This is a genomic window from Allobosea sp. NPDC003192, from assembly GCF_050275675.1.
Taxonomy (GTDB): domain Bacteria; phylum Pseudomonadota; class Alphaproteobacteria; order Rhizobiales; family Beijerinckiaceae; genus Allobosea.
This window is the reverse complement of the sequence record NZ_JBNNPK010000010.1, coordinates 81,198-94,566: the sequence shown is the minus strand read 5'-3', so window position 1 is coordinate 94,566 and position 13,369 is coordinate 81,198. Positions and strand designations below refer to the sequence as shown.

Here is a 13,369-nt window from a genome sequence, read left to right as displayed (position 1 = left end):
CCGGAGGAGATGCCATGACTTTTCCGATCTCGCGCCGCCGCTTCGGCGCTCTCGCCGGTGCGGCCGTGGCCGCATCTGTCCTGCCCGGTCGCGCCTTCGCACAGGCAAAGACACTCACAGCCCTTGGCCACCGCGTCCACCAGACCGCCGCAACGACCGGGCCGGGCGGCAATGCGACCGAAGCCTTTCGCCAGGCAAGCGGGACGAACCTGAACTGGGTCACCTTCGGCGACGTCAACGCCGTGCACGAGCGCCTGCTGCGCGAGGCCTCGCTGGCAGAGACCTCGATCGACGTCGCCTATCTCGTCAATGGCCGCGCCGTGCCGCGCAATCTCAAGCTGTTCGAGCCGCTCGATGCGTTCATGAAGGATGCGCCGATCGAGGCTTTCGATGATTTCGCGCCGGGCCTGATCGGTCCCCTCAAGGCCGATGGCGCGCTGCATGGCATCCCGGTCCGCCACGCCACCAATGCGCTGATCTACAACGAGGCGCTGCTGGAAGAGCGTGGCGTCAGCAAGCTGCCGACCACTTTCGAGGAACTGGTCGAGGTTGCGCGCAAGCTCACCTTCAAGCGCGAGGACGGCACGCAGGTCCACGGCCTCGCCTTCACCGCCGTCTTCGCCTCGAATTTCCTGACGGTCTCGCGCTGCCTCGGCGGCGACTACATGACGGCCGATGGCAAGCTCACCGCCAACGAGCCGGCCATGGTCAAGGCGCTGACGATCCTCGCCGATCTCTACAAAGTCGGCGTGCTGCCGCGGAACTTCGCCACGGTGAACAATGAAGAGATCACCACCTGGATGCAGCAGGGTCGGGCGGCGATGACGATCAACCCCTTCGCGCGGCTGGTCTCCTATAACGACCCGGCGAAGGGTAAATATGGCGGGCGCTTCAAGTCGCTGCTGCCGCCGATGGCGGCCGATCTTTCCGGCAAGGTCGCGTTCGCGCCGACGGTCGAGTTCTGGTCGTTGATGATCCCGAAGAATGCCAAGCAGAAGCCGCTCGCCTGGGAATTCATTCGCGCACTCTCCTCGAAGGCCGGCACCACGGCGATGGCCCTCAACGGCAATGGCCCGACCCGAATCTCGACCTATGCCGACGAGAAGCTGAAGGCGGCGATGCCCTATGCCGCCGACGAGGCCGCGGCGCTGAAGGCCTCGCGCATCCATCTGCCGGCCTTCGACGAGCAGGCCCGCGCCCACGATATCTTCGTCGAGGAAACGCAGGCTGCCGTGCTCGGCCGCAAGCCGCCGCAGCAGGCGATGGATGATGCGGCCGCGCGCGTGAAGCCGCTGCTAGGCTGATGGCGGGTCAACTTTCAGGACGCGTCGCCCTCGTCACCGGTGCGGCGCGCGGGATCGGGCTCGCAATCGCGACGCGGCTCGCCGAGGCCGGTGCGCATGCGATCATCCATGACCGGGACGCAGTGGCCGCTCATGCGGCAGCGGCCGATCTGCAGGCGAGAGATCTAGCGGCGTCGCCTTTGATCGCCGATCTCGCGGAGGCTGCGGCTCCTTCCGCCATGGCGGCGGAGCTGACCGCGAACGGCATCGGGCCCGACATCCTCGTACTTTGCGCCTCTGCCGAAACCCTGGAGACCTGGGACGCCGTCTCGGAAGCCGCGATGGCTACTCAGACGCAGATCAATCTCCACGCGACGATACGGCTGCTGCAGGCCTTCCTGCCGGGCATGCTGGTGCGCGGCTTCGGCCGGGTGATCGCAATCGGCAGCGTGCAGGAGGCGCGTCCCAATCCGACGCATTTCTATTACGCGGCGACCAAGGCGGCGCAGACCAACATGGTCCTCAATCTGGCCCGGACCCTGCGCGCGCCGGATGTCACCTGCAACATCATCCAGCCCGGCGCGATCCTGACGGATCGCAACCGCGTCGTCCTCGCCCAGCCCGGACGGGAGGAACAGGTGCTGGCGCGCATTCCGCTCGGCAGGCTGGGCCGTGCCGGTGACTGCGCAGGCGCGGCTCTCCTGCTCTGTTCGCCCGAGGGTTCCTACATCAACGGCGCCGAGATCTCGGTCGATGGCGGGATGCGGCTCTGATAAGGGCCGCGTGAACCATAAGCATGCGGCAGACTGCAGGTGGGCGCCTGGCGCTCGGGGGCCGGATGCCATCATCCGTCTGCGCGGCCGACCGGAAACGATCGTTTCCGACAATGGTGCCGCATTCGCCTCGATGGCGATCCTGCGCCGGCCCCGGCAGACCGGCGTGAAGGAGCTACATCACCTCCGGCATGCCCGTCGACGAATCCGGATGTGGAGCGGTGCACCCGCGCCCGATCAGGGACAGGCGCGCAGATGCGGTGGCCGAGACCTCTGCCCGCCTTGCGGTCGCAATACGGCCCGCCGCCCAGCCCGGTCTTGCTACGCCGCGACGCGGCGCCCGGCTGCGAGCGCCACGATTGCGATGAGCAGGGGCGCGAAGGACAGCCACAGCACCATGTCCCAGCCGAAGGCGGAGAGCAGCCCTCCCGAAAGGAAGGAGCCGATCGCCATAGTGCCGAATACCGCGAAATCGTTGAATGACTGCACCCTCGCCTTCTCCTCCGGGCGATGGCACTCCAGGACCATGGCCGAGGCGCCGACGAAGCCGAAGTTCCAGCCCAGGCCGAGCAGGATCAGCGTCACCCAGAAATGCGCGATATCGATGCCGAACAGCCCGACCGCCGACGCGGCACCGGTCAGGAGCAGGCCGGCAGCAACGATCTTCGCCGAGCCGAAGCGCGTGATCAGGCGCCCGGTCCAGAAGCTCGGCCCGTACATGGCGATGACATGCCATTGCAGCCCGAGATTGGCCGATTCCTGGGAGAGCCCGCACAGCTTCATCGCCAGCGGCGCCGCCGTCATCAGGAAGTTCATCAGGAGGTAGGAGACGACCCCGCAGATCACCGCGAGGATGAATCGGGGCTGGCGCACGATGACGCCGAGCGGCCGGCCGGCCGCCTGCTCGGCAGCGGTCGGCATCGGCAGTTTGACCCCGAGCAGAATGAGGGCGGACAGCGCCGCGACTGCCGCCTGACCGACATAGGTGGCCGCGAAGAGATAAGGCGGCCACAGGTTCATCGTATGCGTCACCAGCTGCGCGCCAATGACGCCTGCGAAGACGCCGCCCGCCATCACCGCCGACAAGGCGCGCGGGCGCCGCTCCGGCGCGGCGCAATCGGTCGCGGCGAAGCGGAAAGACAGGACGACGGCGGCATAGACGCCGGCACAGAAGGTGGCGAGGCAGAACAGCCAGAACGAGGCGACGAGCATGGCAAGAGCCGCCAGCGCGCCAGCGAGGACGCCACAGCCGGTACCCAGCATGAACACCATGCCGCGGCCGCGACGCTGCGCGATCGCGCCGGCCGGCAGCGTGCAGAGCGCCATGCCGACGACGAAGATCGAGACCGGCATCGTCGCGAGGGCCTTGCTGGGTGCGAGCATGTCGCCGACGACCGCACCCGTGGCGAAGACGACGGTGGCGTTGGCGCCAGCGAGCGCCTGGCAGATCGCCAGCCGCAGGACATTGCTGCGCTCCTGCCGAAGCGAAATCGCCGCCTCGGCGTCCGGAAGAATGGATGTCGTGGTCATGCGGCGAGCTGGGCTTTCCAGACGATGTCACGCGGCGAAGATCGGCGATGCAAGCGCCGATCCAGGAGGTCCCGCGCCTTGACTACCTCACCGTTGCGCATCAGGGCGAGCAAAAGCGTGTCCTCGAAGATTTCCCTTTGAGCGCCGCTGCCACCGATCCGGGCCACCTCGCCGGCCAGAGGTTCGAGGATATGGACACAACCGGCATAGTCACTCTGCGCGAATGCGAGTGCCGCCCGGCAGATCGCCGGAACGACGGGGCCGGCCGCAAGCGTGCCGACTTCGAGAAGGCTGGTCAGTGCGTCGATGCGCTCCACAGCCGCGCGCTTGTTGCCGGTTGCCGCGTCGGCCAGGCCGAGATGGGCATCGACGAAGGCTAAGCCTGGCTTGGCGAACTTGGTTTCGGCGTAGGACCTGGCGCGCTCCCACATCCCGGCCGGCACCTCATGGCCGTAGGCCTGCAGGCGCCAGAGCAGCGAGATGGCATCCGTCATGATGTTGATCGGTGTACCCAGCGAAACCGACGGCTGGATATATTGCTCGTAGATCCCAATTGCCCGGGCGGAATCGCCGCGCTCAAGCGCTGACAACGCCTCGTGCCAGGCGATGTGGCCGTGAAGGATGCCGGAGCGGTCATAGCTCGGCAACCAGCCGGCAACAAACGCCTCCGCCTCCTGTGTCGCCCCGCCCTCGAACATCGCATGGGACAAGGCGTGCGCCCCATTGGCGTTGGCCGGGCGGAGCTCGAAGGCCCGCTGCGTGAGGTCACGGCCGAGCCTGACCGCTCCATTCTCGGTATGGGACCAGCCGCGATAGGTCAGGAACCACCAGTCATCCGCGGCAAAGTTCCGGGCGTGGCGCTCGCAGAGATCGACCCGGGCCTGATCGTGCCCCCTCATGCCGGAGAAGGCAAAAAGGCCGAAGGCGCCCAGTGGCAGCGAGAGAATGATGACGTCGCGTGGCCAGCTCTCCGCGTGCTTGAGCGCCGCATCGAGTGCCTTGGCGCCTTGCCCGGCAATCGCGAGAGCGAGCGTTGCAACATGGCTGCGTTCGCGCGCGGTTCCGTTCAGGTCGACGATCCTCGATGCCAAGGCGATACGAACGGCAGCTTCCAACGGCTGCGCGCGCACCGCCAGCGCACGTGCCAATGCGGCATGAGCCAGCGCGAAATCCGGATCCGCCTCAATCGCCTGCTGCAGGGTTTCGATCGCACCCGGCCATGCCGAGAGCAGCAGATCGACACCTTCGCGGTAAAGGTGCGCGGCCTCCGGAGAGCCGGTCGAGATCGGCAAGCCACGACGATCGGCATCAGGCATCGGCAAGGTCCCCTCGCAGACGAACCAGTTGCGACAAGCGCAGCACCTCTCGCCCACCATGCACTCCGCCTACCAGAAACTCGGCTGACCTACTTTCGACGCTTTGCCAAAAAATGTAGAATATCCGACAAATATGAGCACCATGAGCTGGTCGATCATCACCGCGCCGCCGGATGCCCTCCCGCCGCGCCCCCTGACGATGCGGGCCCAATCGATTCCGCCTCGGCATCACTTCCTCGAACACGCCCGTGACTGGCACCAACTGGTCTATGCCATCGACGGCGTACTGACCGTCTCCACGGCCGGGCAGACCTTCATCACCTCGCCGGACCAGGCGGCATGGCTGCCGACCGGCGTATCGCACCGCGTCGGCTCGTTGCTCGGCGCGGAATTCCGGAGCCTGTGGATCGAGACCGAGTCCGGCGGCGGCCTTCCGCCTGCCCCCACGGTCCTTGCGGTCTCGCCGCTACTCAAAGCCCTGATCGTCGAAGCGGCGGCGATCGAGGGGCAGGACAACAGCGGCGGCTATGACAGCCGCGTCGCCATACTCATTCTCGATCAATTGCGCCGGGCTCCGTCCTTGCCGACAGTCCTGCCATGGCCGCGCGACGGCCGCCTCGCCGCTCTCTGCGAAGCCTTGTATCTCGATCCGGCCGACGAGCGCAGCGCCGATGACTGGGCTCGGGAACTCGGGCTGTCCGGCCGGACCTTGACGCGCCGGTTCGAGGCCGAGATCGGCGCTCCGCTGCGCTCATGGAAGCGGCGTCTGCGATTGTTCCGGGCGATCGAGCTGCTGAACGGCGGGATGTCGGTGACGCAGACCGCGATGGAACTGGGCTACGGCTCCTCCTCGGCCTTCATCTTCGCGTTCAAGGCCGAGATGGGCGCCAGCCCCCACGCCTATGGCCGCCAGACAGGCCGGCGTGGGACGCCGGCGAGCCATTTTCCGATGCACCCGGCCTCGGCAATCGCGCATACTCGGCGCGACCCAGAATCATGATCCTCGGCAAGGCGACGATGGCGACACCAATGGCCGGCGAGCCCGAGACAACAGAGCCTTCAAGCCCAATGCCAGGTGGCAAGCTCGGCATCGGCGACAAGCTCTACGATGCCCTGACGAGTGCGATCGTGACGGGAGAGATCGCCCCGGGCGAGAAGCTGAGCGAGCCAGTCATCGCGCGCCGCTACGGCGTCAGCCGCGCCCCGGTCCGCGAGGCGATCCGACGCCTGCAGGAGCGCGGGCTCGTCAGCTATGTCACCAATCAGGGTGCGCGCGTCGCCCAGCCGAGCGCCGACGAGTTCCTGGCGCTGCTCGATGTGCGCGAGGCGACCGAGGGCATGGCCGCGCGGCTCGCGGCAGAGAGCATGAGCGATGCGGAGATCGCGGCGCTGGAAGCTCTGGTTCAAGGCCACCGCGGCGAGATCGAGCGCAACCCGACGGGCGCCTATCTGCAGGACGCGCCCGAGGCCGACTTCCATCGTCGGATCGCCAAGGGCAGCGGCAATCCGATCCTCGCCGAGCTGCTTTGCGAACAGTTCTATCCGCGTCTGCGCCTGTGCCGGCGGCTGCATTCGACCGTTCCAGGCCGTGGCCGCGAAGCCTGGCACGAGCACATCAGGATCACCGAGGCGATCAGCCATCGCGACGGCGAACTGGCCGAGATCCTGATGCGCCGCCATATCCGTGCGGCCCGCACCGCGCTGCAGGCTGCACTCACCAGCGCCGAGAACGCCAGGCCGGCGGCGAGGCGACGCGGTGGCCGGTCAGCCGGCTGAGACGGGTTGCACCTGGGCCGCCCCGGCGCGCCGGCGCCGCCAGGCGAGCAAAGGCGGCAGGGTCAGCACCAGCGCCGCGATGGCGAGCAGCGAGGCCGAGATCGGCGTGCCGACCAGCACGCTCCAATCGTCCTGGCTGACGGCGAGCGCCCGCCGCAGCTGAATTTCCGCCTGCGGGCCGAGGATCAGGCCGATCAGCACGGGCGCGATCGGGAAATCATAGACGCGGGCGACATAGCCGATCAGGCCGAGCCCGCACATCAGGGCGAGATCGATCCAGGAGGTCGAAAGTCCCCAGACGCCGACCAGCGCGAAGACGACGATGCCGCCATAGATGTACTGGCGCGGGATCAGCAGCAGCCTGACCCAGATGCCGACCAGCGGCAGATTGAGGACGAGCAGGATCAGGTTGCCGATATAGAGCGAGGCGATCAGGCCCCAGAGCAGATCGGGATTGGTGGCGAACAGCATCGGCCCAGGCTGCAGCCCGTAGTTCTGGAACGCGGCGAGCAGCACGGCCGCGGTCGCCGTCGAAGGCAGTCCGAGTGTCAGCAGCGGCACGAGAATGCCGGCCGCGGCGGCATTGTTGGCGGCCTCGGGGCCCGCGACGCCTTCGATCGCGCCTTGGCCGAACTCCTCCGGATGCTTCGACAGGCGCCGCTCCAGCGCATAGGAGAGAAAGGTCGGGATTTCGGTGCCGCCGGCCGGCAGCGCGCCGATCGGGAAGCCGATGACGCTGCCGCGCAGCCAGGGCTTCCAGGAGAGCGCCCAGTCCTGCCGCGTCATCCAATGGCCGCCGGAGAGTGGGTTGATCGCGGGAGGCGCGGAAGCATGGCGGCTTGCGACATAGAGCGTCTCGCCGATGGCGAAGAGCGAGACCAGCACCACGGTGAAGGAGACGCCGTCGAGCAGCTCGAGCATGCCGAAGACCATGCGCGTCTGGCCGGTCTGGGTGTCGATGCCGATCGTGCCGAGCGCCAGGCCGAAGAACAGCGAGGCGAAGCCGCGCACCAGCGAGCGCCCCATCACCACGGCGACCGAGGTGAAGGACAGCACCATCAGCGCGAAATAGTCCTCGGGGCCGAAGACGAAGGCGAGCTCGGCGATCGCCGGCGCCAGGAAAGTGAGGGCGAGCGTGCCGATCGTGCCGGCGACGAAGGAGCCGATCGCCGCCGTGGCCAGTGCCGCGGCGCCGCGACCGCTGCGGGCCATCCGGTTGCCCTCGAGCGCGGTCATCACCGAGCCGCTTTCGCCGGGCGTGTTGAGCAGGATCGAGGTCGTCGATCCGCCATAGAGCGCACCGTAGAGGATGCCGGCGAACATGATGAAGGCCGAGGCCGGGTTGACCTGAGCCGTCACCGGCATCAGCAAGGCGATGGTCAGGGCCGGGCCGATGCCGGGCAGAACGCCGACCGCGGTGCCGAGCGCGCAGCCGATGAAGGCCCAGAACAGGTTGATCGGCTGCAGCGCGACCGCGAAGCCGCCGATGAGCTGGTTGAGGATATCCATCGTCTCACCCGATCAGCGGCAGGAAGCCGCCGAGGCTGATCCCCAAGCGGGAGAAGCCGAGCCAGGCGGCGCTGCCGAGCACGAAGCCGATCCCTAGATCCAGGGCGGTCCGGCGCGAGCCAAAGCCATGGGTGACGAGGGCGAAAGCCAGCATCGCCGTGAGCGGGAAGCCGAGCCAGCGCATCGTCAGTAGGGGAATGGCGACCCCGACCAGCGCCAGCAGAAAGCCCGTGCGGGAGGGCGGCGCCTCCGCCTCGTGATCGACAGCGGCGAATTCGCCACGCAACGCCTGCAGGATCAGGAGGACACCCAGGACCAACAGGCCGAGGCCGACAGCGAGCACGATCGCCGCCGGCCCGAGACCGATATAATTGGTCGTCGAGGAGATGCCGCGCGCGCCATTGAGCCAGAGCGCACCAATGATTGCCAGAGCGAGCCCGAGCCCCCAGGGCCTGGATCGGCGTTCGCGCGGCTGGGCCTCTTCGGTGACAGGCATATGCGTCAGCTCCCTGAAACCAGATGTGGAGCGGCACGCAGCTCGGGGCCGCGCACCATTGGCGCGGGAGCTATTTCAGGATGCCGACTTCCTTGAGCGCGCTCGTCCAGTTCGCCTCCTCCTCCTTGAGGAAGGCGTTGAACTTGTCGCCGGGCAGATAGGCGTCCTCCCAGCCCTGCGTCTTCAGGGTCTCCTTCCAGGCCGGCGTCTCATGCAGCTTGGCGAAGCGTTCGAGCCAGAGTTTCTTGGCGCCCTCGCTCATGCCGGGCGCGCCGACGAAGCCGCGCCAGTTGCCGATCTCGACCGGAATGCCCGATTCCTTCAGCGTCGGCGCGTTGATGCCGTCGACGCGAGCCGGCCCCGAGACGGCGATGATCCGGATACGCCCCGATTCCGCGAACTGCCGGAACTCGGATGCGCCGGAGATCGCGGCCTTGATCTTGCCGCCGCCGAGCGCCGCCAGAATCTCGCCGCCCGAGAAGGAGACGAAGTTGATCTTGGCGACCGGCGCGCCGGCCTGCTTGGCGAGCAGCGCCAGCATGACGTGGTCGGCGCCACCGGCGGAGCCGCCCCCGACCGAGAGCGCGCTCGGATCGGCCTTGAGCGCGGCGATGAAATCCTGTGGCGTCTTGATCGGCGAGTTCGCGGGAACGGCGATCGCGTTGTACTCGTTGGTCAGGCGCAGCAGCGGCGTCGTATCGGCCAGCGAGACCGGCGTCTTGTTGGTGATGACGCCGCCGACCATGATGACGCCGGTCACCAGCAGGGCGTTGTCGTCGCCCTTTGCGGTGCGGACGAACTCGGCGAGGCCGATCGTGCCGGCAGCTCCACCCTTGTTGGTGAAGGAGGCGCCGTCCGTGAAGATCTTGCTCTGGGCAAAGGCCGCCATGGTGTGACGGCCGGCGCCGTCCCAGCCACCGCCGGGGTTGGCAGGGATCATAATTTTCGCCGGATCGGCGAAGGCCGTCACCGCGCCGAGCCCGAGCACCAGCGCGCCGGCTATCGTCAAACGCTTCAGCATCGCTTCTTCCTCCCGTTTTTCATTACGCCGCCTTGTTCGGCTGGTCGTCTCTTTGGTCGTCTCTTGCCGCGCCGGGCGCGGATGTCGTCGTCAGGCGCCGCGCTCGCGCTGCGGCATGCCCTCGGGGATGATCGTTTCGATGATCGAGGCGTCGAGCGCCTCGTAGTCGTGCAGGCCGATGGTTCCGTAGAGCTCGGCACGTGTCTGCATCTGCTCGACCATGGCGTGAGTGCCGCCATCGCGGGCCAGCGCCGCATAGAGCCGCTGCTGCGCCTTGTTGGCGACGCGCAGCGAGGAGACCGGCCAGATCACCATGCGATAGCCCATCGCCTCGAACTCATCGGCGGTGAAGAAGGGCGTGCGGCCGAACTCGGTCATGTTGGCGAGCAGCGGCACGCCGGGCACGCGCCTGGCGAATTCGCGGAACATCTCGGCCGTGTTCAACGCCTCCGGGAAGATCGCATCGGCTCCGGCCTCGAGATAGAGCCTGGCGCGGGCGACCGCGCCGTCGATGCCTTCGCTCGCCGCAGCATCGGTGCGGGCGATCACATAGAGATGCCGGCGCGCCTTCGCGGCAGCGGCGACCTTGGCCGCCATGTCATTGATGTCAGCGAGCTTCTTGTCGTTGAGATGGCCGCATTTCTTCGGCAGCAGCTGGTCCTCGATATGGACGGCGCCGGCGCCGGCTTCCTCGAAGACGCGGACCATGTGCATGACATTGAGCGCCTCGCCATAGCCAGTATCGCCATCGACCAGCAGCGGCAGACCCGAGGCGCGGGCGATCTGGCGGATGAAGAAGGCGACCTCGTCGACGGTGATGATGCCGAGATCGGGCAAGCCCATCGACGCGGTCATCGCCGCGCCCGAGAGATACAGGCCCTCGAATCCGGCAGCCTTGGCCTGTAGCGCGGCCATGCCGTTATGGGCGCCGGGCAGGCGCAGGATGCCGCCGCGCTCGACCAGCGCCCGGAAGCGCAGGCCGGCGGGCTCGGTGGGGAGTTCGGAGGCGACGAGGTAGGGCATGGGCACTCAGTTGCAGTAGAGATCGACGTAGTCGTTGACCGGCATTGCCTCGAGCTTCTCCTGGTCGAGCGAGACGTCGAGGATCTGGCGCTGGCGCTTCTCAACGAAACGGCGGGCGAGATTGGTGCGGAACTTCGCCTCGAGCAGCGGAATGCCGTCGGCACGGCGGCGCTTGTGGCCGATCGGGTATTCGACCACCAGCTCGGGCAGCACCATGCCGTCGTTCAGGGTCACGGTCATGCCGTTGGCGATCGAGCGCTTCTCGGGATCGTGGTAATCGCGGGTGAAGGCGGGGTCCTCGACGCACTCGATCTTGTCGCGCAGCGCGTCGATGCGCGGATCGGCAGCGACATCGTCCTCGTAATCGGCGGCGGTGAGCCGGCCGAAGATCAGCGGCACGGCGACCATGTACTGGATGGTGTGGTCGCGATCGGCCGGATTATGCAGCGGGCCGCGCTTGTCGATGATGCGGATGCAGGCCTCGTGCGTCCTGATTCTGATCGAGGCGATGTCGTCGCTGCTGCGGCCCATCTCGCGCAGGCGCTCATGCACGCTCATCGCCGCCTCGACCGCGGTCTGCGAATGGAACTCGGCCGGGTAGGAGATCTTGAACAGCACGTGCTCCATCACATAGGAGCCGTAGGGGCGCTGGAACTTGAAGCTCTGACCGCGGAAGGACGCGTCGTAGAAGCCCCAGGTCTTGGCCGTCAGCGCCGAGGGGTAACCCATCTCGCCGGTCTGCGCGATCAAGGCGAGCTTCACGGCACGGCTCGTCGCATCGCCCGCCGCCCAGCTCTTGCGCGAGCCGGCATTGGGGGCGTGGCGATAGGTCCGGAGCGCCTGGCCATCGACGAAGGCGAGCGAGAGCGCATTGACGATCTCGTCGCGATCGAGCCCGAGCATTCCGGCCACGACAGCGGTCGAGGCGACCTTGACCAGGATGACGTGGTCGATGCCAACCTTGTTGAAGGCGTTCTCCAGTGCCAGGCAGCCCTGGATCTCGTGGGCCTTGATCATCGCTGTCAGCACGTCGCGCATCGTCAGGGCCGGGCGCCCGGCCGCTACCGCGGTCCGTGACAGCCAGTCGGCCACGACGAGAATGCCGCCGAGATTGTCTGACGGATGGCCCCATTCCGCCGCCAGCCAGCAATCGTTGAAATCGAGCCAGCGGATCATCGTGCCGAGATTGAAGGCGGCCTGGATGGGATCGAGCTGATACGGCGTGCCCGGGACGCGGGCACCGTTCGGCACGACCGTGCCGGGCACCACCGGACCGAGCAGCTTGGTGCAGGCCGGATACTCCAGCGCCTCGAGCCCGCAACCGAGCGTGTCAATCAGGCAGTTGCGCGCGGTCTCGTAGGCGAGCGCGCTGTCGACGCGATAGCCGAGCACATAGTCGGCGATGTCGACGAGGACGCCGTCAGGAGCCGGCCGTTCATTGTTGCTGAAGCCCGCCATCGTCCGGCCATTCCTCGCATTGCGCCGCTCGCTTCCCGCGCTCGGCATTTATTGTCGACATAAATTGCACCTGATCCGATGTTTGACAAGCGTGATGAGATCACTACTCTAAAAATTGTCGACAATAATATGAACCGGGCAACATCCCGGTTTCGGCGCGCATCCGGCACAACCGGTGGCGACGACAAGAACAAGAGCTGGAGGAACGTCATGAGGACATCGATCGCCATCTGCTGCGCCGTCATGCTGTCGGCAGCTGCGCAGGCGCAGGATTTCAAGCCCCAGAATCCCGAATGCATCGCGCCGGCGGCGCCGGGCGGAGGCTTCGACCTGACCTGTCGGCTGACCAGTCGCGTCCTGAACGAGACGGGGCTCGTCGGCCCCTCGATCCGCACGACCAACATGCCGGGCGGCATCGGCGCGATCGCCTACAACGCAATCCAGGCGCAACGCTCGGCCGATGCGAACGTCATCGTCGCGGTCTCGACCGGCTCCTGGGTCAATCTCGCCCAGGGCAAGTTCGGCCGCTTCAGTGAAGCCGACGTGCGCTGGCTCGGCGCGATCGGCGCCGATTACGGCGTGCTCGCCGTGCGCAAGGACAGCCGCTTCAAGTCGTTGGCCGACGTCGTCGAAGCGCTGAAGACCGATCCTGCCTCGGTCAAGGTCGGAGCGGGCGGCACGGTCGGCAGCCAGGACTGGATGAAGCCGGCGCTCGTCCTGAAGGCGGCTGGCGTCGATCCGCGCAAGATGCGCTATCTCTCCTATGAGGGCGGCGGCGAGGCGATGGGCGCCCTGATCGGCGGGCATATCGATCTCTTCCCGGGCGATGCCTCGGAAGTGCGCGGCCAGCTCGAGGCCGGCGAGATCCGCCTGCTCGCGACCTTCTCCGACAAGCGCCTGCCGGGTGCCTTCGCGCAGGTGCCGACCGCCAAGGAACAGGGTTACGACGTGCAATGGCCGATCGTGCGCGGCTTCTATGCGCCGCCGAAGGCACCCGAAGCGTCCTACGCCTACTGGACCGGCGTCCTCAGCAAGCTCAATGCCGATCCGCGCTGGCACAAGGCGCGCACCGAGCAGGGGCTGTTCGAGTTCGACATGGTCGGGCCGATCTTCGATGCCTTCGCCAAGAAGCGGACGGCCGATTTTCGCGCGCTGGCGGCCGAAGTCGGCCTCGCCAAGTAGTT

Annotated in this window: 12 protein-coding genes; 5 read left to right on the top strand and 7 right to left on the bottom strand. The window is 67.1% G+C overall.

All coding sequences use genetic code 11. The features are described 5' to 3' along the window. The first annotated feature begins 14 nt into the window (after positions 1-14). The gene (locus tag ACQKLX_RS15405) at positions 15-1,304 is read left to right on the top strand and encodes an ABC transporter substrate-binding protein (RefSeq protein ID WP_427362443.1); all 1,290 of its coding nucleotides are present in this window, start codon (positions 15-17) and stop codon (positions 1,302-1,304) included. Beyond that, entirely contained in the window at positions 1,304-2,056 is a 753-nt protein-coding gene (locus ACQKLX_RS15400; protein WP_427362442.1) for an SDR family NAD(P)-dependent oxidoreductase, read from the top strand. Before ACQKLX_RS15405 ends, ACQKLX_RS15400 begins: the two co-directional genes overlap by 1 nt. A 321-nt stretch (positions 2,057-2,377) precedes the next feature. Here ACQKLX_RS15400 and ACQKLX_RS15395 read toward each other — a convergent pair whose 3' ends face one another. Next, the gene (locus tag ACQKLX_RS15395) at positions 2,378-3,586 is read right to left on the bottom strand and encodes an MFS transporter (protein WP_427362441.1); all 1,209 of its coding nucleotides are present in this window, start codon (positions 3,584-3,586) and stop codon (positions 2,378-2,380) included. Further along, the gene (locus tag ACQKLX_RS15390) at positions 3,583-4,902 is read right to left on the bottom strand and encodes a tetratricopeptide repeat protein (protein ID WP_427362440.1); all 1,320 of its coding nucleotides are present in this window, start codon (positions 4,900-4,902) and stop codon (positions 3,583-3,585) included. The genes ACQKLX_RS15395 and ACQKLX_RS15390 overlap by 4 nt, the downstream gene beginning before the upstream one ends. 133 nt (positions 4,903-5,035) lie before the next feature. Between ACQKLX_RS15390 and ACQKLX_RS15385 the strand changes: the two genes are divergently transcribed. Beyond that, entirely contained in the window at positions 5,036-5,902 is an 867-nt protein-coding gene (locus tag ACQKLX_RS15385) for an AraC family transcriptional regulator (protein WP_427362439.1), read from the top strand. After that, complete coding sequence (locus ACQKLX_RS15380; protein ID WP_427362438.1) at positions 5,899-6,678, top strand: GntR family transcriptional regulator; 780 nt, start codon at positions 5,899-5,901, stop codon at positions 6,676-6,678. Before ACQKLX_RS15385 ends, ACQKLX_RS15380 begins: the two co-directional genes overlap by 4 nt. On the opposite strand, the gene ACQKLX_RS15375 is transcribed toward ACQKLX_RS15380, so the two are convergent. The 5 genes from ACQKLX_RS15375 to ACQKLX_RS15355 all read right to left on the bottom strand — a co-directional run bounded on the left by ACQKLX_RS15375 (position 6,667) and on the right by ACQKLX_RS15355 (position 12,185). Continuing rightward, a complete protein-coding gene (locus ACQKLX_RS15375) occupies positions 6,667-8,187 on the bottom strand; it encodes a tripartite tricarboxylate transporter permease (RefSeq protein ID WP_427362437.1) in 1,521 nt (506 codons plus the stop codon). The genes ACQKLX_RS15380 and ACQKLX_RS15375 overlap by 12 nt on opposite strands. 4 nt (positions 8,188-8,191) lie before the next feature. Next, positions 8,192-8,683, bottom strand: a complete 492-nt coding sequence (locus ACQKLX_RS15370; protein ID WP_427362436.1) for a tripartite tricarboxylate transporter TctB family protein — start codon at positions 8,681-8,683, stop codon at positions 8,192-8,194. Positions 8,684-8,753: 70 nt separating this feature from the next. Further along, positions 8,754-9,704, bottom strand: a complete 951-nt coding sequence (locus ACQKLX_RS15365; RefSeq protein WP_427362435.1) for a Bug family tripartite tricarboxylate transporter substrate binding protein — start codon at positions 9,702-9,704, stop codon at positions 8,754-8,756. Between the two features lie 90 nt (positions 9,705-9,794). After that, positions 9,795-10,727: a methylisocitrate lyase gene (gene prpB / locus ACQKLX_RS15360; protein WP_427362434.1), complete on the bottom strand. Its 933-nt coding sequence runs from the start codon at positions 10,725-10,727 to the stop codon at positions 9,795-9,797. Between the two features lie 6 nt (positions 10,728-10,733). Further along, positions 10,734-12,185, bottom strand: a complete 1,452-nt coding sequence (locus ACQKLX_RS15355; RefSeq protein ID WP_427362433.1) for a bifunctional 2-methylcitrate dehydratase/aconitate hydratase — start codon at positions 12,183-12,185, stop codon at positions 10,734-10,736. Between the two features lie 210 nt (positions 12,186-12,395). Between ACQKLX_RS15355 and ACQKLX_RS15350 the strand changes: the two genes are divergently transcribed. Next, positions 12,396-13,367: a Bug family tripartite tricarboxylate transporter substrate binding protein gene (locus tag ACQKLX_RS15350; protein ID WP_427362432.1), complete on the top strand. Its 972-nt coding sequence runs from the start codon at positions 12,396-12,398 to the stop codon at positions 13,365-13,367. The last annotated feature ends 2 nt before the right edge of the window (positions 13,368-13,369 follow it).

What these genes read in the sequence shown, in the direction of transcription:
- ACQKLX_RS15405 (WP_427362443.1), top strand. Translation starts at nt 15, where the DNA reads ATGACTTTTCCGATCTCGCGCCGCCGCTTCGGCGCTCTCGCCGGTGCG.
- ACQKLX_RS15380 (WP_427362438.1), top strand. Translation starts at nt 5,899, where the DNA reads ATGATCCTCGGCAAGGCGACGATGGCGACACCAATGGCCGGCGAGCCC.
- prpB (WP_427362434.1), bottom strand. Translation starts at nt 10,727, where the DNA reads ATGCCCTACCTCGTCGCCTCCGAACTCCCCACCGAGCCCGCCGGCCTG.
- ACQKLX_RS15375 (WP_427362437.1), bottom strand. Translation starts at nt 8,187, where the DNA reads ATGGATATCCTCAACCAGCTCATCGGCGGCTTCGCGGTCGCGCTGCAG.
- ACQKLX_RS15370 (WP_427362436.1), bottom strand. Translation starts at nt 8,683, where the DNA reads ATGCCTGTCACCGAAGAGGCCCAGCCGCGCGAACGCCGATCCAGGCCC.
- ACQKLX_RS15395 (WP_427362441.1), bottom strand. Translation starts at nt 3,586, where the DNA reads ATGACCACGACATCCATTCTTCCGGACGCCGAGGCGGCGATTTCGCTT.
- ACQKLX_RS15350 (WP_427362432.1), top strand. Translation starts at nt 12,396, where the DNA reads ATGAGGACATCGATCGCCATCTGCTGCGCCGTCATGCTGTCGGCAGCT.
- ACQKLX_RS15400 (WP_427362442.1), top strand. Translation starts at nt 1,304, where the DNA reads ATGGCGGGTCAACTTTCAGGACGCGTCGCCCTCGTCACCGGTGCGGCG.
- ACQKLX_RS15390 (WP_427362440.1), bottom strand. Translation starts at nt 4,902, where the DNA reads ATGCCTGATGCCGATCGTCGTGGCTTGCCGATCTCGACCGGCTCTCCG.
- ACQKLX_RS15355 (WP_427362433.1), bottom strand. Translation starts at nt 12,185, where the DNA reads ATGGCGGGCTTCAGCAACAATGAACGGCCGGCTCCTGACGGCGTCCTC.
- ACQKLX_RS15365 (WP_427362435.1), bottom strand. Translation starts at nt 9,704, where the DNA reads ATGCTGAAGCGTTTGACGATAGCCGGCGCGCTGGTGCTCGGGCTCGGC.
- ACQKLX_RS15385 (WP_427362439.1), top strand. Translation starts at nt 5,036, where the DNA reads ATGAGCACCATGAGCTGGTCGATCATCACCGCGCCGCCGGATGCCCTC.